Source organism: Streptomyces sp. CA-278952 (genome assembly GCF_028747205.1).
Classification (GTDB): domain Bacteria; phylum Actinomycetota; class Actinomycetes; order Streptomycetales; family Streptomycetaceae; genus Streptomyces.
Map to the genome: position 1 here is coordinate 2,992,607 of NZ_CP112880.1, position 22,167 is coordinate 3,014,773.

Annotated in this window: 19 protein-coding genes; 8 read left to right on the forward strand and 11 right to left on the reverse strand. The window is 71.8% G+C overall.

Annotated features, from left to right (window positions below; all coding sequences use genetic code 11):
* Positions 1–2 precede the first annotated feature (2 nt).
* On the reverse strand, positions 3–1,709 hold the full coding sequence (locus N7925_RS13020) for a glycerol-3-phosphate dehydrogenase/oxidase (RefSeq protein WP_265599821.1): 1,707 nt from the start codon (positions 1,707–1,709) through the stop codon (positions 3–5).
* A 242-nt stretch (positions 1,710–1,951) separates the two neighbouring features.
* On the opposite strand from N7925_RS13020, the gene N7925_RS13025 reads away from it, so the two are divergent.
* Together N7925_RS13025 and N7925_RS13030 are read left to right on the forward strand one after the other, a co-directional pair.
* Positions 1,952–3,214 (forward strand): nucleotide sugar dehydrogenase, encoded by a 1,263-nt coding sequence (locus N7925_RS13025; protein ID WP_265599822.1) that lies wholly within the window; start codon positions 1,952–1,954, stop codon positions 3,212–3,214.
* Positions 3,215–3,346: 132 nt separating this feature from the next.
* Positions 3,347–4,018 carry a hypothetical protein gene (locus N7925_RS13030; RefSeq protein ID WP_274343950.1) on the forward strand — a complete coding sequence of 224 codons (672 nt, stop codon included), beginning with the start codon at positions 3,347–3,349 and terminating at the stop codon, positions 4,016–4,018.
* 76 nt (positions 4,019–4,094) lie between these two features.
* Here N7925_RS13030 and N7925_RS13035 read toward each other — a convergent pair whose 3' ends face one another.
* The 4 genes from N7925_RS13035 to N7925_RS13050 all read right to left on the reverse strand — a co-directional run bounded on the left by N7925_RS13035 (position 4,095) and on the right by N7925_RS13050 (position 8,443).
* The gene (locus N7925_RS13035) at positions 4,095–5,219 is read right to left on the reverse strand and encodes a GuaB3 family IMP dehydrogenase-related protein (protein ID WP_137232429.1); all 1,125 of its coding nucleotides are present in this window, start codon (positions 5,217–5,219) and stop codon (positions 4,095–4,097) included.
* Positions 5,220–5,335: 116 nt separating this feature from the next.
* Positions 5,336–6,838, reverse strand: coding sequence for an IMP dehydrogenase (gene guaB / locus N7925_RS13040; RefSeq protein ID WP_097870357.1), 1,503 nt, complete (start codon positions 6,836–6,838; stop codon positions 5,336–5,338).
* Positions 6,839–6,975: 137 nt separating this feature from the next.
* Positions 6,976–7,551, reverse strand: coding sequence for a sigma-70 family RNA polymerase sigma factor (locus N7925_RS13045; RefSeq protein ID WP_265599824.1), 576 nt, complete (start codon positions 7,549–7,551; stop codon positions 6,976–6,978).
* A 280-nt stretch (positions 7,552–7,831) separates the two neighbouring features.
* On the reverse strand, positions 7,832–8,443 hold the full coding sequence (locus tag N7925_RS13050; RefSeq protein WP_003948568.1) for a response regulator transcription factor: 612 nt from the start codon (positions 8,441–8,443) through the stop codon (positions 7,832–7,834).
* Between the two features lie 453 nt (positions 8,444–8,896).
* Here N7925_RS13050 and N7925_RS13055 point away from each other — a divergent pair, with 453 nt between their 5' ends.
* Positions 8,897–9,226, forward strand: coding sequence for a WhiB family transcriptional regulator (locus N7925_RS13055; protein WP_073800659.1), 330 nt, complete (start codon positions 8,897–8,899; stop codon positions 9,224–9,226).
* 173 nt (positions 9,227–9,399) lie between these two features.
* Here N7925_RS13055 and N7925_RS13060 read toward each other — a convergent pair whose 3' ends face one another.
* Entirely contained in the window at positions 9,400–10,290 is an 891-nt protein-coding gene (locus N7925_RS13060; RefSeq protein ID WP_274343951.1) for a LysR family transcriptional regulator, read from the reverse strand.
* An 81-nt stretch (positions 10,291–10,371) separates the two neighbouring features.
* On the opposite strand from N7925_RS13060, the gene N7925_RS13065 reads away from it, so the two are divergent.
* The 3 genes from N7925_RS13065 (at position 10,372) to N7925_RS13075 (ending at position 13,695) form a co-directional block, all read left to right on the forward strand.
* Positions 10,372–11,040, forward strand: a complete 669-nt coding sequence (locus N7925_RS13065; RefSeq protein ID WP_274343952.1) for an MOSC domain-containing protein — start codon at positions 10,372–10,374, stop codon at positions 11,038–11,040.
* 203 nt (positions 11,041–11,243) lie between these two features.
* Positions 11,244–12,869: an outer membrane protein assembly factor BamB family protein gene (locus tag N7925_RS13070; RefSeq protein ID WP_274343953.1), complete on the forward strand. Its 1,626-nt coding sequence runs from the start codon at positions 11,244–11,246 to the stop codon at positions 12,867–12,869.
* A 52-nt stretch (positions 12,870–12,921) separates the two neighbouring features.
* The gene (locus tag N7925_RS13075) at positions 12,922–13,695 is read left to right on the forward strand and encodes an SDR family NAD(P)-dependent oxidoreductase (protein ID WP_265599828.1); all 774 of its coding nucleotides are present in this window, start codon (positions 12,922–12,924) and stop codon (positions 13,693–13,695) included.
* 395 nt (positions 13,696–14,090) lie between these two features.
* Here the strand turns inward: N7925_RS13075 and groL are convergent, their stop codons facing one another.
* Positions 14,091–15,716 carry a chaperonin GroEL gene (groL, locus tag N7925_RS13080; protein WP_265599829.1) on the reverse strand — a complete coding sequence of 542 codons (1,626 nt, stop codon included), beginning with the start codon at positions 15,714–15,716 and terminating at the stop codon, positions 14,091–14,093.
* Positions 15,717–15,814: 98 nt separating this feature from the next.
* A complete protein-coding gene (gene groES / locus N7925_RS13085; RefSeq protein WP_003966899.1) occupies positions 15,815–16,123 on the reverse strand; it encodes a co-chaperone GroES in 309 nt (102 codons plus the stop codon).
* Positions 16,124–16,491: 368 nt separating this feature from the next.
* Here groES and N7925_RS13090 point away from each other — a divergent pair, with 368 nt between their 5' ends.
* Positions 16,492–16,887 (forward strand): DUF6234 family protein, encoded by a 396-nt coding sequence (locus tag N7925_RS13090; protein ID WP_274343954.1) that lies wholly within the window; start codon positions 16,492–16,494, stop codon positions 16,885–16,887.
* Positions 16,888–16,925: 38 nt separating this feature from the next.
* Here the strand turns inward: N7925_RS13090 and N7925_RS13095 are convergent, their stop codons facing one another.
* Positions 16,926–17,849 carry a polysaccharide deacetylase family protein gene (locus N7925_RS13095; protein ID WP_274343955.1) on the reverse strand — a complete coding sequence of 308 codons (924 nt, stop codon included), beginning with the start codon at positions 17,847–17,849 and terminating at the stop codon, positions 16,926–16,928.
* A 161-nt stretch (positions 17,850–18,010) separates the two neighbouring features.
* Here N7925_RS13095 and N7925_RS13100 point away from each other — a divergent pair, with 161 nt between their 5' ends.
* The gene (locus tag N7925_RS13100) at positions 18,011–19,234 is read left to right on the forward strand and encodes a THUMP-like domain-containing protein (RefSeq protein ID WP_274343956.1); all 1,224 of its coding nucleotides are present in this window, start codon (positions 18,011–18,013) and stop codon (positions 19,232–19,234) included.
* A gap of 788 nt (positions 19,235–20,022) precedes the next feature.
* Here N7925_RS13100 and N7925_RS13105 read toward each other — a convergent pair.
* Positions 20,023–20,487 carry a VOC family protein gene (locus N7925_RS13105; protein ID WP_265599833.1) on the reverse strand — a complete coding sequence of 155 codons (465 nt, stop codon included), beginning with the start codon at positions 20,485–20,487 and terminating at the stop codon, positions 20,023–20,025.
* Between the two features lie 84 nt (positions 20,488–20,571).
* The gene (locus tag N7925_RS13110) at positions 20,572–22,119 is read right to left on the reverse strand and encodes an MFS transporter (protein ID WP_274343957.1); all 1,548 of its coding nucleotides are present in this window, start codon (positions 22,117–22,119) and stop codon (positions 20,572–20,574) included.
* Positions 22,120–22,167 lie beyond the last annotated feature (48 nt).

A 22,167-nucleotide genomic window follows, 5' to 3' on the forward strand; every position in this document is an offset into this window, starting at 1 on the left:
TCCTAGATCGGCACAATGTCCGGTGCGCCGAGCCGGGCCGCGTCCGCCGTGAGGTCGTCGGGCTGCCGCTGCGATTCGCGTTCGGCCTCCACCCGCTTCTCGTAGTGCTCGACCTCCCGGTCGACCCGCCCCTCGTCCCAGCCCAGCACCGGCGCCATCAGCTCCGCGCAGAGCCGGGCGCTGCGGGTGCCCCGGTCGAAGGTCTCGATGGAGATCCGGGTGCGCCGGGTCAGCACGTCGTCCAGATGGCGGGCGCCCTCGTGGGAGGCCGCGTAGACGATCTCGGCGCGCAGATAGTCGTCGGCGGCGGGCAGGGGTTCGCCCAGGGTGGGGTCGGCGAGGATCAGTTCCAGAATCTCCTCGGTCATTGAGCCGTACCGGTTGAGCAGATGCTCCACCCGGGCGACATGGAGTCCGGTCCGGGCCGCGATCCTGGCGCGCGCGTTCCACAGGGCCTTGTATCCCTCGGCCCCCAGGAGGGGGGTGTCCTCGGTGACGCAGGCGGCGACCCGCTGATCGAGTCCGTGCACCGCCTCGTCCACCGCGTCCTTGGCCATGACCCGGTACGTCGTGTACTTGCCGCCCGCCACGACGACGAGGCCGGGCGCGGGGTGGGCCACCGTGTGCTCGCGCGACAGCTTGCTGGTGGCGTCCGACTCGCCGGCCAGCAGCGGTCGCAGTCCGGCGTAGACGCCCTGGACGTCGTCCCTGGTCAGCGGGGTGTTCAGGACGGAGTTGACGTGCTGGAGGAGGTAGTCGATATCGGCGCTGGAGGCGGCGGGGTGGGCCTTGTCCAGGTCCCAGTCGGTGTCCGTGGTGCCGATGATCCAGTGCCGGCCCCAGGGGATGACGAAGAGGACGGACTTCTCGGTGCGCAGGATGAGGCCGGTGGAGGAGTGGATGCGGTCCTTGGGGACGACCAGGTGGATGCCCTTGGAGGCCCGGACGTGGAACTGTCCGCGCTCGCCGATGAGCCCCTGGGTGTCGTCGGTCCACACGCCGGTCGCGTTGACCACCTGCTTGGCCCGGATCTCGTACTCCGTGCCGCCCTCGACGTCCCGCACGAGCGCGCCCACGACCCGCTCGCCCTCGCGGAGGAAGCCGATCACCCGGGCCGCGTTCGCCACCTGGGCCCCGTAGGACGCGGCGGTGCGCACCAGCTCGGTGACGAAGCGGGCGTCGTCCATCTGGGCGTCGTAGTACTGGAGGGCGCCGACCAGGGCGTCCTTCTTCAGCGCGGGGGCGACCCGCAGGGCGTGCTTGCGGGAGAGGTGGCGGTGGACGGGGAGGCCGCGGCCGTGGCCGGAGGAGACCGACATCGCGTCGTACAGCGCGACGCCGGAGCCGGCGTAGAGCCGCTCCCAGCCCTTGTGCTGCAAGGGGTAGAGGAAGGGCACGGGCTTCACCAGGTGCGGGGCCAGCCGTTCCAGGAGCAGCCCGCGCTCCTTGAGCGCCTCCCGGACCAGGGCGAAGTCGAGCATCTCCAGATAGCGCAGACCGCCGTGGATCAGCTTGCTCGACCTGCTCGATGTGCCGGACGCCCAGTCGCGCGCCTCGACCAGGCCGGTCGAGAGGCCTCTGGTGGCGGCGTCCAGCGCCGTGCCCGCGCCGACCACGCCCGCCCCCACGACCAGCACGTCCAGTTCGCGCTCGGCCATGGCGGCGAGCGCGACGGTGCGCTCGGCGGGTCCCAGTGTCGCTGTCCTCACTGCTGCCTCCCGGTGGATCGGGGTGGTCGGACACGGGAGTGCCACCCGGCCGAGGGGCCGGCCGCCCGTGTCCACCCCTCGATTCTGTCCGCGCTCCCCGAGTTCAGCCACCGCCTGTGGACAACACCCGGACGACCGGAGCTCCACAATGCGACATATAGGTCATATTTACGCCTAGTCTGACATTGCACTGTCCACAGCAGTTGCGATCTTCGCTCTCCGCATTTAGGGGGTCTTCCTGTATGCCCGCAGACCTCGCCGTCATCGGACTCGGTCACCTCGGCCTGCCCCTCGCGCAGGCCGCCGTGGCCGCCGGGATCGACACCGTCGGCTACGACCCCGACCCACGCCCCTACGCGGAACTCAGAGCGGGCCGCAGCCCGGTCGAGGGCACCCTCACCGCGTCCGAGATCCGCCGCATGCTCTCCGGCGGTTTCCGGCCCACCACCAACGCCGCCGAGCTGGGCCGGGTCCGTACCGCCGTGATCTGCTCCCCCACCCCGCTCGGCCCCGACCGGGGAATCGACCTCACCGCGCTCCGCGACGCCGCCCGCGCACTGGCGGCCCGGCTGCGCCCGCACACCACCGTGCTGCTGGAGTCCGCCGTGCCGCCCGGCACCACCGAGAACGTCCTGCGCCCCCTGCTGGAGGAGGGATCCGGGCTCGTCGCCGGACGCGACTTCCACCTCGCCTGCTCCCCTGGCCGGCTCGACCCCGGCAACCGCACCCACGTCCTGGCCAACACCCCCAAGGTCATCGGCGGCCTCACCCCCGCCTGCACCGAATCGGCGGCCGCCTTCTACGGACGGCTCACCGACAAGGTCGTCCGGGCCCGCGGACCGCGCGAGGCGGAGATGACGAAGGTGCTGGAGACCAACTTCCGGCACGTCAACATCGCGCTGGTCAACGAGATGGCGGTGCTCTGCCACGACCTCGGCGTCGACCTCTGGGACGTCATCCGGTGCGCCGAGACCAAGCCGTTCGGCTTCCAGCCCTTCCGGCCGGGACCCGGCGTCGGCGGGCACGGCGTCCCGGTGGACCCGGGCTGCCTGCCCTACAGCACCCGCACCCCCGGGCACCCGCTGCGGATGGTCTCGCTGGCGCAGGAGATCAACGACCGCATGCCCAGTTACGTCATCCAGCGCTGCGCCACCCTCCTCAACGAGCACGGCAAGTCCGTCCGGGGCGCACGCGTCCTGCTGCTCGGCGTCACCTACAAGCCGGACACCGCCGACCAGGAGGCCGCCCCCGCCCGCGAGATCGCCACCCGGCTGATGGACATGGGCGCCCAGATCGGCTACCACGACCCGCACGTCCTGGACTGGCGGGTGCGCGAACGCCCCGTCCCGCGCGCCGACTCGCTGTACGAGGCGGCGGCCGCGGCCGACCTGACCGTACTGCTCCAGCAGCACCGCACCTACGACCTCCAGGGCCTCGCGGTCAAGGCCCAACTGCTCCTGGACACCCGGGGAGCCACTCCGGCGGGGGCGGCGCACCGGCTCTGAGGACGGTACGGGAGGCCGAAAAGGATTGCCGGTGACCGATTCCGGTGCGTACTGCTACCCTGCGGCGTCACAGCGCGCACATACGTGCGCACCCGCACACGCGTGCGTAGCCATCCCAGGGGGAGCCCCACCGTGAGTCAGCCCGTGCAGCCGCCGAACCAGCCCCAGCAGCCCTACGGCGGTCAGCCCGTCGACGGCAACCCGTACGCCGGCCAGCCGGGCCAGCCCACCCCCGCCGCCCCGACAGGCAACCCGTACGGCCAGTCCGCCCCCGCCGCCCCGACCGGCAACCCCTACGGCCAGCAGCCCCCGGCCCCGACCGGCAACCCGTTCGCCGGTCAGCAGCCCGGCCAGAGCGCCCCGTTCGGCGGCGGCGCGCCCTTCGCCCCGGCGCCCCCGGCCCGCAACAACAACATCATGCTCGGCGTGCTGGTCGCCCTGGGCGCGGCCGTCGTCGCGGGCATCCTGTACGGCGTGATCGCGGGCTCGATCGAGCGCGAGGTCGGCTACGCGGCGGTCGGCGTCGGCTTCCTGGTGGGCTTCGCGTCGAGCAAGGTCGGCGGCTCCAACCCGGCGATCATCGGCGCCGCGGCCGTCTTCTCGATCGGCGCCGTCTACCTCGGGCAGCTCGTCGGCATCTCGATGGTCCTCTCCGACCTGGCGCAGATCCCCTTCTCGGAGGTCATCGGCGACCACTTCGGCACCGTGACGGAGGCCTGGTCGCAGGAGGCCGACTTCATGACCTACCTCTTCCTCGCCCTCGGCGCGGCCGCCGCCGTCGGTGGCGCCAAGAAGGCCGGCTGAAAGCACCCCGCGGGATGCATACGGAAGGGCCCGGACCGCCGAGACGGTCCGGGCCCTTCCGCGTACGTACGGGAGGTCAGCGGCGGTGCTGCGAGTCCGCCACCGTCACCTCGACGCGCTGGAACTCCTTCAGGTCGCTGTAGCCGGTGGTGGCCATCGCGCGGCGCAGGGCGCCGAAGATGTTCATCGAACCGTCCGGGGTGTGCGAAGGACCGGTGAGGACCTCCTCCGTCGTCCCGACCGGGCCGAGGTCGACCAGCTTGCCGCGCGGCACGTCCTCGTGGACCGCCTCCATGCCCCAGTGGCGGCCGCGGCCGGGCGCGTCCGTCGCGCGGGCCAGCGGGGAGCCCATCATCACGGCGTCCGCACCGCAGGCGATGGCCTTCGGCAGGTCGCCGGACCAGCCGACGCCGCCGTCGGCGATGACGTGCACGTAACGGCCGCCGGACTCGTCCATGTAGTCGCGGCGGGCGCCGGCGACGTCCGCGACGGCCGTGGCCATCGGGACCTGGATGCCGAAGACGTTGCGCGTGGTGTGCGCGGCGCCGCCGCCGAAGCCGACGAGGACACCGGCGGCACCGGTCCGCATCAGGTGCAGGGCGGCGGTGTACGTGGCGCAGCCGCCGACGATGACCGGGACGTCCAGCTCGTAGATGAACTGCTTCAGGTTCAGCGGCTCGGCCGCGCCCGAGACGTGCTCGGCGGAGACCGTCGTACCGCGGATGACGAAGATGTCGACGCCCGCGTCGACGACCGCCTTGGAGAACTGGGCGGTGCGCTGCGGGGAGAGCGCGGCGGCGGTGACGACGCCGGAGTCGCGCACCTCCTTGATGCGCTGCCCGATCAGCTCCTCCTGGATGGGGGCGGAGTAGATCTCCTGGAGCCGGCGGGTCGCGGACTCGACCGGCATCTCGGCGATCTCGTCGAGCAGCGGCTGCGGGTCGGCGTGCCGGGTCCACAGGCCTTCCAGGTTCAGCACGCCCAGACCGCCGAGCTCACCGATCCGGATGGCGTGCTGCGGGGAGACCACGGAGTCCATGGGAGCGGCCAGGAACGGCAGCTCGAAGCGGTAGGCATCGATCTGCCAGGCGATCGAGACCTCCTTCGGGTCCCGGGTGCGACGGCTCGGAACGACAGCGATGTCGTCGAATGCGTAAGCCCGGCGGCCGCGCTTGCCGCGCCCGATCTCGATCTCAGTCACGATGTGTGGCCTTTCCCTCTACGTCTGCGCTGACCAGTATCCCCGACACGTGCCTGAGGGGCGGTACCGGGAACTCCGGTCCGCCCCTCACCTGCGGTGATGCGTTACTTCCTACGTTACTTACGGCTGTAGTTCGGTGCTTCCACCGTCATCTGGATGTCGTGCGGGTGGCTCTCCTTGAGACCCGCCGACGTGATCCGGACGAACCGGCCCTTGCTCTCCATCTGGTCGACGGACGCGGCGCCGACGTAGCCCATGGTCTGGCGGAGGCCGCCGACGAGCTGGTGGAGGACGTTGGCCAGCGGGCCGCGGTAGGGCACCTGGCCCTCGATGCCCTCGGGGACGAGCTTGTCGTCCGAGGACACCTCGGCCTGGAAGTAGCGGTCCTTGGAGTAGGACCGGCCCTGTCCGCGGGACTGCATGGCGCCCAGCGAGCCCATGCCGCGGTACGACTTGAACTGCTTGCCGTTGATGAACATCAGCTCGCCCGGGGACTCCTCGCAGCCCGCGAGGAGGCTGCCCAGCATCACGCTGTCCGCGCCGGCGGCCAGTGCCTTGCCGATGTCGCCGCTGTACTGGAGGCCGCCGTCGCCGATCACCGGGACGCCCGCGGCACGGGCGGCGAGCGCGGCCTCGTAGATCGCGGTGACCTGCGGGACGCCGATGCCGGCGACCACGCGGGTGGTACAGATCGAGCCCGGGCCGACGCCGACCTTCACGCCGTCGACTCCGGCGTCGATCAGGGCCTGCGCGCCGTCGCGGGTGGCGACGTTGCCGCCGATGACGTCGACGCCGACGCTCGACTTGATCTTCGCCATCCAGTCGAGGGCGTTGCTGTTGTGTCCGTGCGAGGTGTCGACGATCAGGAAGTCGACCCCGGCGGAGGCGAGGGCCTGCGCGCGGTCCAGCGCCTCGGGGCTGGCGCCGACGGCCGCGCCGACCAGCAGACGGCCTTCGGCGTCCTTGGCGGCGTTCGGGTACTGCTCGGCCTTCTTGAAGTCCTTGACCGTGATGAGGCCCTTGAGGATGCCCGCCTCGTCGACCAGCGGCAGCTTCTCGATCTTGTGGCGGCGCAGCAGCTCCATGGCCTCCACGCCGGAGATCCCGACCCGCCCGGTGACGAGCGGCATCGGCGTCATGACCTCGCGCACCTGGCGCGACCGGTCCGACTCGAAGGCCATGTCGCGGTTGGTGACGATGCCGAGGAGCTTGCCCGCCGGGTCGGTGACCGGCACCCCGCTGATGCGGAACTTCGCGCAGAGGGCGTCCGCCTCGCCGAGCGTGGCGTCGGGGTGCACGGTGATCGGGTCGGTGACCATGCCCGACTCGGAGCGCTTGACCAGGTCGACCTGGTTGACCTGGTCCTCGACCGAGAGATTGCGGTGCAGCACGCCGACGCCGCCCTGACGGGCCATGGCGATGGCCATCCGTGCCTCGGTCACCTTGTCCATGGCGGCCGACAGCAGGGGGATGTTCACCCGTACGTTGCGCGAGATGAGCGACGAGGTGTCGACCGCGTTGGGCAGGACCTCGGACGCGCCGGGCAACAGCAGCACGTCGTCGTAGGTCAGCCCGAGCGTCGCGAACTTCTCGGGCACTCCGTCGACGTTTGCAGTCATGACACCTTCCCCAAATGGCCTTGATCGGTGCGGATGTCCATGCTAACGGGCTCCACGGGCGTCTCATTCCACGATCAAGATCACTTGGCTGATCTGTAGCTTTCTACAGCGCCTCCGGCGGGGGCCGGCGAGGGTGTCTACTGCTCGGCGAGCGCCCGGAGCCGACTGAGTGCCCGGTGCTGGGCGACCCGGACCGCGCCCGGGGACATCCCGAGCATCTGGCCGGTCTCCTCCGCGGTCAGCCCGACCGCGACGCGCAGGACCAGCAGCTCGCGCTGATTGTCCGGGAGGTTGGCGAGGAGCTTCTTGGCCCAGGCGGCGTCGCTGCTGAGCAGGGCGCGCTCCTCCGGGCCGAGGGAGTCGTCGGGCCGCTCCGGCATCTCGTCGGAGGGGACGGCGGTCGACCCCGGGTGGCGCATCGCGGCGCGCTGGAGGTCGGCGACCTTGTGCCCGGCGATCGCGAAGACGAAGGCCTCGAAGGGCCTGCCGGTGTCCTTGTAGCGCGGCAGCGCCATCAGCACCGCGACGCAGACCTCCTGCGCCAGGTCCTCCACGAAGTGGCGAGCATCACCGGGAAGGCGGTTCAGCCGGGAGCGGCAGTAGCGCAGGGCGAGGGGGTGTACATGGGCCAGCAGATCATGGGTGGCCTGCGCGTCACCGTCGACGGCCCGGTGCACGAGGGCACCGATCGCCGTGGTCTCGTCGTCGCGCATCGGACCATGGTGCCCTGAGGCCGCCCGGTCCGCTCCACCGCGTCCCGAGTTGTGCACCGAAGCGTTATGAGCGGGTGCGCCGGATGTCATGTCCTGCGCCCTCCCCTTCCGCTCGACCGAATCGTTCCTGAGGAACTCCACGACTCAAGGATGCGTCATCGGCCGGGAAGCGTCACATGGCGCCGCTGAGCGGGCATCCGGATACGGGGGCAGGGAGCCGATGGCCCGCTCCGTGACCCCGTCCGCCGGTCTGCGGACGGGGCGCGGCCCGGGCCGGGCGTCAGCGGACCAGGCCCCAGCGGAATCCGAGGGCCACCGCATGGGCGCGGTCCGAGGCCCCGAGCTTCTTGAACAGGCGCCGGGCATGGGTCTTGACCGTGTCCTCGGAGAGAAACAGCTCACGGCCGATCTCCGCGTTGGAGCGGCCGTGGCTCATGCCCTCGAGGACCTGGATCTCCCGTGCGGTGAGCGTGGGGGCCGCCCCCATCTCGGCGGACCGCAGCCGGCGCGGAGCGAGCCGCCACGTCGGATCGGCCAGCGCCTGGGTGACGGTGGCCCGCAGCTCGGCGCGCGAGGCGTCCTTGTGCAGATACCCGCGGGCCCCGGCGGCGACCGCGAGCGCGACGCCGTCCAGGTCCTCGGCGACGGTCAGCATGATGATCCGGGCCCCGGGGTCGGCGGAGAGCAGTCGCCGGACGGTCTCCACACCTCCCAGACCGGGCATGCGTACGTCCATCAGAATCAGATCCGAACGATCGGCACCCCAGCGGCGGAGGACTTCCTCGCCGTTGGCCGCCGTCGTCACGCGCTCGACGCCGGGCACGGTGGCCACCGCACGACGGAGCGCTTCTCGGGCAAGCGGGGAGTCGTCGCAGACGAGGACGGATGTCATGACCGTCCTCCGCAGCTGATGCGCGTCACCTTGAGCCTCCAGGCTGATACAAGTCGTCACCTGTGCGGTTGACCCCCTCGGACATGTGCCCGAGCCGGATATCCGTCAACCGCATCCGTTCCCTTAACGACGGTCACTCGAAAGAGTTACGGGTCGGACGGCCGGGTTCGGCACTCTACGTGAGGGGTTGCATACGGAGGAGAACGGCGCGGGTGATTCACCCGTCAACCGAATCTTCACTCGTTGGCATGCCCTATTCGGCACCATTTCTTCCCTTTTGAGGGTGTCTGTGGCTAGATTCGCAATCAGTCATATTTACATCTACTAGCACCGCAGATGTACGGTCGAGACTTCGGTCACACCGATCACCGACGGTCCGAGCGTCAGAGGCCGTCGATCACAGACGGTCGAGGATGCCGCTTCCGACGCAGCACAGCTCCGAGGGGACAAGCAATGGCAGATTTCTCCCGCCTTCCCGGACCCAACGCCGACCTGTGGGACTGGCAGCTGCTCGCCGCCTGCCGAGGCGTGGACAGCTCCCTGTTCTTCCACCCCGAGGGTGAGCGCGGCGCGGCCCGGAGTGCCCGCGAGACCTCCGCCAAGGAGGTCTGCATGCGCTGCCCTGTACGCGCCGAGTGCGCGGCCCACGCCCTGGCCGTGCGAGAGCCCTACGGAGTGTGGGGCGGCCTGACGGAGGACGAGCGCGAAGAGCTGATGGGCCGGGCCAGGACCCGGCTGATCACCGCGGCGCCCGCTGCGGGACCAGGTCCCGGCGCCACCTGACACCCGTACGCCGCAACCGAACGCAGAAACGTTTCTGCGACACCTTCGGTCATCCGGCGCGCGACCGGCCGCAGCGGGGCCGGACCCTCGCCGCCCGTGGACCTCGGGACCGGCGCGCGCCGCGCCCCCGCGGACCCGCGCGGCCTCAGCGGGCGACCGTGCGCGACACGGTCTCAGCGGGCGGCCGTGCGCGACAGCTGGTCCAGGGTGGCCGCCACCGCCGGGACCCGGGCCAGGTCCGGCAGGGTCAGCGCGACGATCTCCCGCTCGATCGCGGGTTCGACCGGCACGGCCCTGGCCCCCTTGGGGCGTACCGACTCGACGGCCAGCTCCGGCAGCACCGCCACCCCGAGGCCGGCCCCGACGAGCCCCATCACCGCCGGGTAGTCGTCCGTGGCGAAGTCGATGCGCGGGGTGAAGCCGGACTCCTCGCAGACCTCGACCAGCTGCCGGCGGCAGCGCGGACAGCCCGCGATCCACGACTCGTCGGCCAGCTCGCCGATGGACACGCTCGACGCGTCCGCCAGCCGGTGGCCCTCCGGGACCAGGCCGATCAGCCGGTCGGTGAGCAGCGGCCGGACCACCAGGTCCTCCCATTCGCCGCCCGTGTTCCCGTACCGGAACGCCAGCGCGATGTCGCAGTCGCCCTCGCGCAGCAGGTCCACCGAGCGCGGCGGCTCGGCCTCGACGAGCGACACGCGGGTGCCGGGGTGTTCGGCGCGCAGGGCTGCCAGCGCCCCCGGGACCAGGGTGGAGCTGCCGCTGGGAAAGGAGACCAGCCGGACCCGGCCGGCGCGCAGTCCGGCGATGGCGGCGACCTCCTCCTCGGCGGCGGTCAGCCCAGCGAGGATGCCGGAGGCGTGCCGTACCAGCGCCTCGCCCGCCTGGGTGAGACGCATCTCGCGTCCGGTGCGGATCAGCAGTGTGGTGCCCGTGGAGGATTCCAGGGCCTTCATCTGCTGGCTGACGGCGGGCTGGGTGCAGCCGAGTTCGCGGGCTGCGGCGGAGAACGAGCCGGTGGTGGACACGGCGCGCAGGACACGGAGGTGGCGAGCTTCGATCACCCAGCCAGCATAAGGAATTCTTGGGGGCTGGGCGAATTAACGAGGGCGCCCTTTGGGATCATGGGCGGCTAGCGTGACCCCATGAAGCTGCTGACCGTGAACATCGGGCAACCTCGCCCCTCCGCGCAGACCGACGGCCCGGGTGGCGTCACCGCGATCGACAAGCGACCGGTCGAGGGCCCGGTCGAGGTTCTCGACCCCGGGCCCAAGGGTCGCGGTGGCAGCGGGCTGGCCGGGGACGCGGTGTGCGACCTGCGCCATCACGGCGGCAGCGACCAGGCGGTGTACGCCTTCGCCCGGGAGGAGCTGGACGCCTGGGAGCGGGAGCTGGGCGGCCGGAAGCTGGCCAACGGCATGTTCGGTGAGAACTTCACGACCCTCGGCCTCGACGTCAGCGGCGCGCGGATCGGCGAGCGCTGGCGGGTGGGCCCGGACCTGGTGCTGGAGGTGACCTCGGGCCGCATCCCGTGCCGGACCTTCGCCCACCACCTCGGGGAGCGGGGGTGGGTCCGGCGGTTCACCCAGCAGGGCGCCACCGGCGCGTATCTGCGGGTGATCGAACCGGGCGCCGTCCGCGCCGGGGACCCCATCGAGATCGTGCACCGGCCGGACCACGAGGTCACCGCCGCCCTGCAGTTCCGGGCGGTGACGACCGAACGCACCCTGCTGCCCGCGCTGCTGGCCGCCGGGGAGGCGTTGCACCCGGAGGCGCTGCGCAAGGCGCGGGAGTACGCCGCCCAGCAGGGCTGAGGGCCGGGCGGCCGGTCCCGCACGCGGAGGACCGGCCGTCCACCGACGGGGAAGCGGCGGCCCGGTCCGATGACGAGGCCTCATCCGCCGCGCGACCCGGGGGCGTTGCGACGGGAACTGGATCGGAGTGCGGCGCGTCCACCACCAGTGACCTGTGCCCGAGGAGAAGTCTTCGAGCCGAGTGGCGTCTCAGGGGGAAGACCATGCCCGACCCGCAGCAGCCCTGGTACTCCCCGGGCCCGCCGCAGCAGCCCGTTCCCGGCAACCCGTACGCCTCGGAGGGCGGCGATCCGCAGGGCGGGCCGCAGCCGGGGCCGGGCTACGGGCCGCCGCCCGGACCGGGCTTCGGGTCACCGTCCGAGCCGCCGCCGGGCCGCCGCCGCTTCGGCCGGGGGCCGGTCGTCGCCGCGGTCGTCGCTCTGGTGCTCGTGGTCGTGGCGGGCGGGGTGTACGCGCTCTCCGACCAGTGGCGGGACGAGCCCGCGAAGCCCGTGGCGAAGGAGTCGCCCAGCCCCTCCGGATCGGCGCCCCCGTCCGGTACCCCCGCGGCAGGCGGCCCGGAGCTGAGCCACATCCCGACGACGAAGGAGGTCGCCGCCGCCCGGAAGCCGGGCGAGTCGGCGGCGTGGATCGTCGACGACAGGACCGACATCCCCCAGCAGATCAACAAGGTCCACGACCTGTGGATCGTCGGTGACACCGCCGTCCAGGCCCTGCACCGGAAGGTCACGGCCTACCGGCTCTCGGACGGCGCCGAGGTCTGGAACGTCGACCTGCCCTCCTCCGTCTGCGAGACACCGGCCAACCCGACGCCCGACGGCAAGGTCGTGGTCTTCCACCACGAGCGGCCGGACAACGAGCGGGGCAACCAGTGCAACCGGATGCGGATGATCGATCTGAAGACCGGGAAGCAGGGCTGGCACAAGGAGCTCGACGAGCCCGGTGACCGGGACAACACGTTCATCGTCCACAGCGCCATCAGCGGCGACGTCCTGTCCGTCGCACGGAACATGCAGGCCATCACCTACCGGATGGGCGACGGGAGCAAGCTCTACGAGATCCCCCGGGAGAACAGGAACAAGTGCGTCCCCGACGACGTGGCGGGCGGCGCCGCCCGGCTCCTGGTGACCTCCAACTGCATGATCGCCATCGACCGGAGCAAGAACTACGGCCACGTGCGCGAGCTCGACCCGCGTACCGGCAAGGTCCTGTGGCGCTACCGTCTGAAGACCGGCTGGAGCTTCGGCAGTCTGATCTCCATGGACCCGGTCGTCTTCACCTCCTACAACAACGAGGACAGCGCGACCGACTGGCGGATCACGGTCCTGGACCCCGGAGGCAAGCACCGCGTCACCTTCGACGCCCGGGGCAAGGGTTTTCAGGAGTGCGGCGGAGACGGGTCCGGCGGGGACATCCAGCCCTGTCGGGGCGCCGGGGTCGACAAGGGCCTCATCATGCTGGGCGGCTCGCAACAGGTCGGCGCGTACGACGTGAAGACCGGCACGTTCCTGTGGGGCATCAAGTCCGACGAACTGCGCAGGCTGTACCCGCTGCGCGCGGAGGACGGCACGTCGATGCTCATCTACGAGGCGGCCGGCTCACGCAGCCCCGGCCGGACGTTCCTCATGGGCCCGCGCGGCGCCGGAACGGAGACGAACGTCGTCAGGCACCCGGTGGCGACCGCGCCGTGGGAGTACGAGATGTCCATGGGGCACACGGCCTACGTCGGCGGGCGGCTCGTCCTCACGTCGACGATCGTGAGCGGCGACGAGAACCGGAAGCCCGTGCGCGAGGCCCGCATCCTGTCCTTCGCCCCTGCCGCGCCTTAGACGCGGCGGGCGGGTACGCCGCCCGGTCATGAGGGGCACTAACGTGCCGCGTATGACGACTGCACTGATCACGGGCGCGACGGCGGGCATCGGGGCCGCGTTCGCGCGGCGGCTCGCGGCCCAGGGGCACAACCTGGTGCTGGTGGCGCGGGACACCGCGCGGCTGCGCGAGCAGGCCACCGAACTGCACGACCGGCACGGCATCGAGGCCGAGGTGCTGAGCGCCGACCTGTCCACGGAGGGCGGGCTCGAAGCGGTGGAGAAGCGGCTCGCGGACCGCACGCACCCGGTCGACTTGCTGGTCAACAACGCCGGGTTCGGCAACAAGGGACGCTTCCTGGAGGTGTCCATGGCCGACGAGCTGACGATGCTGAAGGTGCACTGCGAGGCGGTGCTGCGGCTGACCTCGGCCGCCGTCACCGGGATGCGGGAGCGGGGCCGGGGCGGGGTCGTCAACGTGGCGTCGGTCGCGGCGTTCGTGCCGCGCGGTACGTACGGGGCGTCCAAGGCGTGGGTCGTGCAGTTCACGCAGGGCGCGGCGCGGGATCTGGCCGGGTCGGGGGTGCGGCTGATGGTGCTGTGCCCGGGGTTCGTGCGGACGGAGTTCCACGAGCGGGCCGGGATGGGCACGGACAGCATCCCCGGCTGGATGTGGCTCGACGCGGACAAGCTGGTGGCGTCCGCGCTGACGGATCTGGCCCGGGGGAAGACGGTGTCGATCCCGGACCCGCGCTACAAGGCGCTGATGGGGCTGGTGAAGGTCGCCCCGCGGGGGCTGCTCGGCGGGGTCACGTCGCGGACGGGGCGCAAGTACGGTCCGCAGTAGGCGGTAAGCGGTGCACGGGGCGTGGTGCGCGGGGCGTGCGCGGTAGTAGGCGGTGCGGGGTGCGTGGTGCGGGGTGCGCCGCCGTCGATCGGTACGCGCCCGGCTCACACCGGGCGCGACGGTTGCTGGGCCCGTCGCGGTCCGCGGCGACCGCCTCCGGCTGAGGGGTTCACCGCAGAGGGGACCTGCTCGGACCATGCCCGGATGTGGCAGCCCGCTGGGCGGGCAGTAGCAGTGGATGGGCCCTCTGCTCCTTCAACCCCGCAAGATCAACCCGCTCAACGACCACGGTCCTCGCAACTCCCACAGATCGTGGGTGTTGCGAGGACCGTTAGAACCCAAGGGGTGCCGGGCCTCAGGCCTACCGAACGGCGTACCGAGCGGTGCGGGCCGTACTAGTGGGAGTGGCCGTGGCCGCCGTGACCGGCGTCGCCCTCGTCCTCGGCCGGCTTCTCGACGACCAGGGTCTCGGTCGTGAGCAGCAGCGACGCGATGGACGCGGCGTTCTCCAGGGCGGAGCGGGTGACCTTGACCGGGTCGATGACGCCGGCCTTGACCAGGTCGCCGTACTCGCCGGTGGCGGCGTTGAAGCCCTGGCCCTTGTCGAGCTCGGAGACCTTGGAGGTGATGACGTAACCCTCCAGGCCGGCGTTCTCGGCGATCCAGCGCAGCGGCTCGACGGCGGCGCGGCGGACGACCGCGACACCGGTGGCCTCGTCGCCGGTCTTGCCGAGGTTGCCCTCCAGGACCTTCACCGCGTGGACGAGGGCGGAGCCACCGCCGGAGACGATGCCCTCCTCGACGGCGGCGCGGGTCGCCGAGATGGCGTCCTCGAGGCGGTGCTTCTTCTCCTTGAGCTCCACCTCGGTGGCGGCGCCGACACGGATGACGCACACGCCGCCGGCCAGCTTCGCGAGGCGCTCCTGGAGCTTCTCGCGGTCCCAGTCGGAGTCCGTGGACTCGATCTCGGCCTTGATCTGGTTGACGCGGCCCTTGACGTCGTCGGAGTTGCCCCCGCCGTCGACGATGGTCGTGTCGTCCTTGGAGACGGTGACGCGGCGGGCGGTGCCCAGCACGTCGAGACCGGCGCCGTCGAGCTTGAGGCCGACCTCCTCGGCGATGACGGTCGCACCGGTGAGGGTGGCGATGTCACCGAGCATGGCCTTGCGGCGGTCGCCGAAGCCCGGGGCCTTCACCGCGACGGCGTTGAAGGTGCCACGGATCTTGTTGACGACAAGGGTGGAGAGCGCCTCGCCCTCGACGTCCTCGGCGATGATCAGGAGCGGCTTGGAGGCGCCGGCCTGGATGACCTTCTCCAGGAGCGGCAGCAGCTCCTGGATGGAGCCGATCTTGCCCTGGTGGATCAGGATGTACGGGTCGTCGAGGACGGCCTCCATACGCTCCTGGTCGGACACCATGTACGGGGACAGGTAGCCCTTGTCGAAGGCCATGCCCTCGGTGAACTCCAGGTCCAGACCGAAGGTGTTGGACTCCTCGACGGTGATGACACCGTCCTTGCCGACCTTGTCCATCGCGTCCGCGATGAGGTCGCCGACCTGGGTGTCCTGCGCGGAGAGCGCGGCCACGGCGGCGATGTCGGACTTGTCGTCGATCGGGCGGGCGGTCGCGAGGAGCTCCTCGGACACGGCCTTGACCGCAGCGTCGATGCCCTTCTTCAGGGCGGCCGGGGAGGCGCCGGCGGCGACGTTGCGCAGGCCCTCGCGGACGAGCGCCTGGGCCAGCACGGTCGCGGTGGTGGTGCCGTCACCCGCTACGTCGTTGGTCTTGGTCGCCACCTCCTTGACGAGCTGGGCGCCGAGGTTCTCGTACGGGTCGTCGAGCTCGACCTCACGCGCGATGGTGACACCGTCGTTGGTGATGGTCGGAGCGCCGAACTTCTTGTCGATGACGACGTTGCGGCCCTTGGGGCCGATCGTCACCTTGACCGTGTCGGCAAGCTTGTTGACGCCGCGCTCAAGGGCGCGACGGGCGTCCTCGTCGAACTTAAGAATCTTCGCCATGGGCTGTGTTCCCTCTCAAAATGAACTGCGCCCCTCGCCGCCCGGCTAGTTATTTCGCAGGGGACCAGGGGCGCAGAACACAGGCAAACGTGGGTGAATTACTTCTCGACGATCGCGAGAACGTCGCGGGCCGAGAGGACGAGGTACTCCTCGCCGTTGTACTTCACCTCGGTGCCGCCGTACTTGCTGTACAGGACGACGTCGCCGGTCTTGACGTCGAGCGGAAGCCGCTCGCCGTTCTCGAAGCGGCCCGGGCCCACCGCGAGGACGACGCCCTCCTGGGGCTTCTCCTTCGCGGTGTCCGGAATGACCAGGCCGGAAGCCGTGGTCTGCTCGGCGTCGAGCGGCTGGACCACAATGCGGTCCTCGAGCGGCTTGATCGCAACCTTGGAGCTGGTGGTCGACACGATCCGGTCTCCCCCTTCGGAGATCTCACGGGGTTTAACAGTCTGTGGGCGGCGACCAGACCGATCCGTCGTCGCGGGTGCCGGACCTGTCCTGTCGCACAGTGTGGTGCTGGCACTCTCCAGGGGGGAGTGCCAGACCTGAGACTATGACCGCGGTTAGCACTCGGTCAAGCGGAGTGCCAATTCACCACCCTCGCGCCGTCTCGATCGGGGCTCTGTCGGGTCACCTTCCGGACAACGTGGGGGTGGAGCGTCGCGTTCCGTACGACGGTACGGAGATGACGCGCCCCGAGAGCCCCCTGCCGGGAAGACCGGCCGGAAGAGCCGCTTCGCGGTCGCCGGCTCCGGGTGGCTGCGCTGATCCCCTGATGGGCCTGCTGCTGGTGGTCGCGGAGGCTGCCGCCGGAGCCCTGCTGGCGCTGTGGCTGGTGGTGCGAGGGCTGGCGCGGTCACGGTCGCAGGACATGCCGACGGGCAAGGTGTCCGCGCCTCCGCCCGCGGACCCGGGCACTGACTGGACCCCGGCCATCGCCTTCGGCCTCCTCGCTCTCGTGGTCGCCTGCCTCGCCGTGGCACTCCTGCGCGGCGGGTGGCACTGGGCCGGCGGGACGCAGGCGGTCGTCGCGGTGGCGCTGGGCGTAGTGGTCCTGGCGTCCGTCGTCGAAGAAAGCTCCCGGAATCCTCCGGAACCCGCTCCGACCTGGAACTCCCCGCCCTGCCGCAGCGGGGGTGACAGCGACGAATGCGCGCGCAGCGGGGGCTGAGCGCGCATGCGCGGGGCGGGTGCGGGGAAGGGTGCGGGTCAGACGTAGTCCTCCAGTTTCGCCACCGCGTACCCCTTGTCGGTGATGGTCTTCATGACCTGGCGGATCATGTCGGGCATCGAGCCCTTCCAGTCCTCCTCGCCCCGGAAGTGGGTGAGGACGATGTCGCCGGGGTGCAGGTCCCGGTCCCACTCGCGCCATTCCATGTGGTCGGGGAAGGCCTCGGAGGACCACAGGGGCACGGCGGTGATCCCGCAGGACTTGGCGACGACGAGGGTGTCGCGGTTGTAGTTGCCGTAGGGCGGGCGGAAGAGGGTGGGCCGCTTCCCGTAGTGCTTGAGGATCTTCTCCTGCTGGCCGCAGATCTCCCGCTTCTGCTCGCCGGCGGAGAGGCCGGGCAGATAGCGGTGGTTGAGCGTGTGGTTGCTGATCGTCACCCCGCGCTGCTGCATCTTCTTGAAGTAGCCGTAGTCGTCGTTGGTGACGTAGTCACTGAGGAACGCGCTGTACGGGATGGACAGCTCGGTCATCATCCGCAGCAGCTCGGGGTCCTTCTCCGCCCCGTCGTCCATCGTCAGGAAGACGATCTTCTCCTTGGTCGGAACGGTGGTGAAGACGGGCGGCAGCCCGGCGTCGTCCCGGACCTCGAAGCCCTTGCGGGTGGTGATGCGCGGCTTCACCTTCGGCGGCTCGGGAGCCGCGAGCGGAGTCTTGGCCAGGCCCCACTTCTTCGCGGCGACGGCCCGCGCCGCCTGCTTCTTCCTGAGCGCCTCGGCGTAGGTGTCCAGGGCACGGGCGGGCCCGGCCTTCGGAGCGGCCTCGCCCGGCCGGCCGGCGGCGGGCTTCGCGGGTCCGCCGGGAGCTCCCGTGCCACCGCCGCCCGTCTCCGCCGCGCACCCGGAGGCGACGGCGGCGGCCAGCAGGGCCGCCAGCACGACGACGCCCGACCTGTGACGCTTCATGACTGATTTACCGTTTTGTCGTACTAGCTGCATGGCGCCGCATCCTGCCAGCCGTCGGCCCGCCCCCCGCCCCGACACCGCGAGCGGACCGGCGCCGTCCCCCGGCCGGCCCACAGCGACCTCCAGCGGCGCGGGCGGCGACACCCGGCGCAGCGGCCACAATGGACCGGGTGAACGCAACGACCCCCTCCGCCCCGGACGACGACCCCGCCCGCGCCGCCTTCGCGGCGCTGCGCACCCCCGAGGGCGAGCAGCTGCTGGCCGGGCTGCGCGACCACGACCCCGCCGACGAGCTGGCCGCCGCGACCCGGCTGCGCCGCACGTACCCGGCGTCGCTGGTGTCGGCGGCCCTGGGCCAGGCCCGGCTGCGGCAGCGGGCGGTGGCCAAGTTCGGGGCCGAGGACGCCTACCGGATGTACTTCACGCCCAACGGGGTCGAGCAGGCCACCCGCACCTCGGTCGCCGCCCACCGCGCCGCCCGGTTCGCCGGGCTCGGCGTGCGGAGCGTGGCCGACCTGTGCTGCGGCATCGGCGGCGACGCCCTCGCCCTGGCCCGCGCCGGGATCTCCGTCCTGGCCGTGGACCGCGACCCGTTGACCGCCGAGGTGGCCCGCGCCAACGCGGAGGCGCTCGGCCTGGCGGGGCTGATCGAGGTGCGGTGCGCCGATGTCACGGAGATCGACACCGCCCCGTACGACGCGGTGTTCGTGGACCCGGCCCGGCGCGGCGGACGCGGCCGCATCTTCGATCCGGAGGCGTACTCACCGCCGCTGTCCTGGGCGGCGGCCGCCGCGCTGAAGGCCCCGAGGGCGGCGCTGAAGATCGCCCCGGGCGTGCCGCACGAGGCGATCGGCCCGGAGGCGGAGGCCGAGTGGATCTCGGACGGCGGCGATGTGAAGGAGGCGGTGCTCTGGTACGGGGAGGGCTTCGCGCCCGGCGCGTTCCGGGCCACCCTGCTGCCCTCCGGGGCGACCCTGACCGCCCCGGCCCCCCTGCCCGCCCCGCCCGTGGGCCCGGTCGGGCGCTATCTGTACGAGCCGGACGGCGCGGTGATCCGGGCGCATCTGGTCGCCGACATCGTCGAGCGGTGCGGCGGGCGGCTGGTGGACGAGACGATCGCGTACGTCACGAGCGACACGCGCTACTCCTCCCCGTACGTCTCCGGGTACGAGATCACCGACCGGCTGCCGTTCAACATGAAGAAGCTGAAGGCGCTGCTGCGGGAGCGGGAGGTCGGCGTACTGACCGTCAAGAAGCGCGGCTCGGCGGTCGAGCCGGAGGCGCTGCGTCGCCGGATGAAGCTGAGCGGTCCGCACGCGGCGACGGTGTTCCTGACCCGGGTGGCGGGGGCTCCGACGATGCTGATCGGGCATCCGCTGGGCTGACCCGCCGGGCGGGTCCCATCAGGACGCCCACCACCCAGCGGCGGTGCGCCAGGGCCGTGACCGCGCCGGTCAGCGCGGTCAGCCAGGCGACCATGCCGACGCCCATCACCAGGGCGACCAGCCCGTACGTCTCCCGGCCGGGCCGCGCGCTCGCGGGTCCGAGCACACAGAGGGCGAGCCCCACCGCGCCCAGGACGAAGGACAGGAGCAGCCAGGCGAGGCTCGTCCCGGGCATCCGCAGCCGCCGGTCGCGCTCCGGGTCCCGGTCCAGCGCGCCCCAGGCGGCGAGCAGCGAACGGACCTTCCGGTCCCGCGCGACGCCGAGGCAGAAGAAGATGACGGCCGGGATCAGCACCGTCACGCCGATGACCAGGCTGACGATTCCGCCGACGACGCTGGTGAAGTCGGCCAGGTCGACGGCCTGCTCGAACAGGACGATGCCGGAGCCCACAAGGGCCCAGCCGATCGCGACGAGCCCCGCCCACATCCCCAGCAGCCCGAGCCGCCCAGGCCCCACGTGCATCCTCACCAGCTCGCCCAGGACCACCGCCCGGTCGGCGAGCAGCGCCTCACGGTCGGGCCAGGAGCGGATCTCGGCAGGCGGCGGAGGCGGCGGGAGCATGGCACGGCGTGGCATGCGCGGAACACTACCGACCGGGCCACGGGGTCCGCGCGCGCGGCTCATCGGGCCGTCGCGGCCGCGTGCGGGCTCAAGCTCCGGCGGCCGTCCACCGGCCCGAGCTCCCGCGACCGCCTACCGGCCCAAGCTCCTGCGGCCCCGCGCCCGTTCAGGCGTCGCGCAGCGCCTGGATGTCCAGCTTGCCCATGCCGAGCATCGCCTTCATGGCCCGGTCCGCCTTCGCCGGGTCCGGGTCGGCCAGCAGGCGCGGCAGCTCGTTCGGCACGATCTGCCAGGAGACCCCGTACTTGTCCTTGAGCCAGCCGCACTGGCCTTCTTCGCCGCCCTCGGAGAGCGCGTCCCAGAACCGGTCCACCTCGGCCTGGTCGGCGCAGTCCACGGAGAGCGAGATCGCCTCGGTGAAGGGGAACTGCGGCCCTCCGTTGAGCCCCACGTAGTCCTGGCCCGCGAGCCGGAAGGCGACGGTGAGCACGGAACCCGTCTCGCCCGGGGCGGACTCGCCGTAGTGGGTGACGTCCAGGATGCGGGAGTCCCCGCCGAAGATCGCGACGTAGTGCTCGGCCGCCTCCTTGGCCTTGCCGTCGTACCAGAGACAGGGGGTGATCTTCTGCATGGTCTTCTCCTCGTCGGGCCGTCCACCCGTCCGGGCCGGAGGGTCCGGACGTCGTGGAAGGTAGACCCGGTCCGCCGCCCGAACTCATCGGACACGCCCCGGGCCCGCTTCCCGCGCGGCGTCGCCCTCCCGCTCGGCGCCCCGGTCACGCTCGGCGCCCGTCGGCCCGTCGAGTGCCTGCCGCTCCGCCGGCAGCAGGACGTGCGCCGCCAGCGCGGCTGCCGCCAGAAGTCCCGCGGCGGCCCAGAACGCGGCCGCGTACCCCGAGGACAGCTCGGTGCGCCCGGTGGAGCCGCCGGTGACCCGGGCGGCGACGGTGACCAGGACCGCGAGGCCGAGCGAGCCGCCGACCTGCCGCGAGCTGTTGAGCAGCCCGGAGGCCATGCCGGTCTCGCCGGTGGCCACGTCGGTCGTCGCGGCCGTGCCGAGCGGCACGAAACAGAGCCCGATGCCGAAGGAGCAGAGCAGCGACGGGCCGAGGATGGAGACGAGGAAGCCGCCGTCGACCGTGGCGGTCGCCGCGAACCAGGCCATACCGAGCGCGGCCAGCGTCGCGCCCACCGTCATCAGTCGGCGGATGCCGAGCGCGGCGACCGCTCGGGTGGCGAGGATCGACCCGGCGACGACGCCCCCGCAGAACGGCAGGAACGCGACCCCGGCGGCGGTCGGCCCGAACCCGAGGACCAGCTGCATGTAGAGCGAGACGAAGTAGAACGCGCCGAACTGGGCCGAGGCCAGCAGCAGACAGAACAGGTTCGCGGTCAGCACCGGCCGCCCCCTCAGCAGGCCGGGCCGGAGCAGCGGGGACGCGGTCCGCAGTTCGACGGCGACGAAGGCGGCCAGCAGGATCACCGCGGCGCCGAGGGAGGCGAGCGTGACCGTCGAGCCCCAGCCGTGGTCCGAGGTCCGCACCAGAGCGAGGACCAGCAGCGTCGTCCCGGACGTGACCAGCAGCGCCCCGGCCACGTCCAGCCGCGCCCCGGGCCGCCGCCCCCCGCCGAAGGGTCCGGTGCGCGCGGCGGCGGCCAGCGCGAAGGCGACGATCGGCACGTTGACCAGCATCACGGACCGCCAGCCCGTCGCATCGGTGAGCACCCCGCCCGCCAGCACCCCGACCGCGCCGCCCGCCACGCCCGCCATGCCCCACAGCCCGAGCGCCCGGGACCGGGCGGGCCCGGCCGGGAAGGCGAGGGTGATCAGAGCGAACGCCACCGGGGCGAGGGCCGCCGCGCCGACGCCCTGGACGGCCCGCGCCGCCACCAGCGACCCGGGCGACCACGCGAGCCCGCCGGCCAGGCTGGCCAGACCGAAGAGCACCAGACCCGCCGTCAGGACCCGGCGCGGACCGGCCAGATCAGCGAGCCGGCCGCCGAGCATGAGGAGCCCGCCGAAGGCGAGGGCGTAGGCGTTCACGACCCACAGCAGCCCCTCCCCGCTGAAGCCGAGGTCGCTGCGGATGTCGGGCAGCGCGACGTTCACCACGGACATGTCCAGCGACACCAGGAACTGCACCGTGAGCGCCACCACCAGCAGCCACCGCGCGTGCCGCTCCCCCGCGCCCCCGGCAGCCCCCGCGCCCGTCGCCCCGCCCTCGGGACCTCTTCCCGTCCCGCTCTTCCCCGCGCCGTCCATGACGTCCCCTTCGCTTCGCGCTTCCCTCGACCGGAAATTATCATACGC

What these genes read in the sequence shown, in the direction of transcription:
- N7925_RS13095 (WP_274343955.1), bottom strand. Translation starts at nt 17,849, where the DNA reads ATGAAGCGTCACAGGTCGGGCGTCGTCGTGCTGGCGGCCCTGCTGGCC.
- N7925_RS13100 (WP_274343956.1), top strand. Translation starts at nt 18,011, where the DNA reads ATGGACCGGGTGAACGCAACGACCCCCTCCGCCCCGGACGACGACCCC.
- N7925_RS13075 (WP_265599828.1), top strand. Translation starts at nt 12,922, where the DNA reads ATGACGACTGCACTGATCACGGGCGCGACGGCGGGCATCGGGGCCGCG.
- N7925_RS13025 (WP_265599822.1), top strand. Translation starts at nt 1,952, where the DNA reads ATGCCCGCAGACCTCGCCGTCATCGGACTCGGTCACCTCGGCCTGCCC.
- N7925_RS13070 (WP_274343953.1), top strand. Translation starts at nt 11,244, where the DNA reads ATGCCCGACCCGCAGCAGCCCTGGTACTCCCCGGGCCCGCCGCAGCAG.
- N7925_RS13050 (WP_003948568.1), bottom strand. Translation starts at nt 8,443, where the DNA reads ATGACATCCGTCCTCGTCTGCGACGACTCCCCGCTTGCCCGAGAAGCG.
- groL (WP_265599829.1), bottom strand. Translation starts at nt 15,716, where the DNA reads ATGGCGAAGATTCTTAAGTTCGACGAGGACGCCCGTCGCGCCCTTGAG.
- guaB (WP_097870357.1), bottom strand. Translation starts at nt 6,838, where the DNA reads ATGACTGCAAACGTCGACGGAGTGCCCGAGAAGTTCGCGACGCTCGGG.
- N7925_RS13065 (WP_274343952.1), top strand. Translation starts at nt 10,372, where the DNA reads ATGAAGCTGCTGACCGTGAACATCGGGCAACCTCGCCCCTCCGCGCAG.
- N7925_RS13110 (WP_274343957.1), bottom strand. Translation starts at nt 22,119, where the DNA reads ATGGACGGCGCGGGGAAGAGCGGGACGGGAAGAGGTCCCGAGGGCGGG.
- N7925_RS13045 (WP_265599824.1), bottom strand. Translation starts at nt 7,551, where the DNA reads ATGCGCGACGACGAGACCACGGCGATCGGTGCCCTCGTGCACCGGGCC.
- N7925_RS13090 (WP_274343954.1), top strand. Translation starts at nt 16,492, where the DNA reads ATGGGCCTGCTGCTGGTGGTCGCGGAGGCTGCCGCCGGAGCCCTGCTG.
- N7925_RS13055 (WP_073800659.1), top strand. Translation starts at nt 8,897, where the DNA reads ATGGCAGATTTCTCCCGCCTTCCCGGACCCAACGCCGACCTGTGGGAC.
- N7925_RS13105 (WP_265599833.1), bottom strand. Translation starts at nt 20,487, where the DNA reads ATGCAGAAGATCACCCCCTGTCTCTGGTACGACGGCAAGGCCAAGGAG.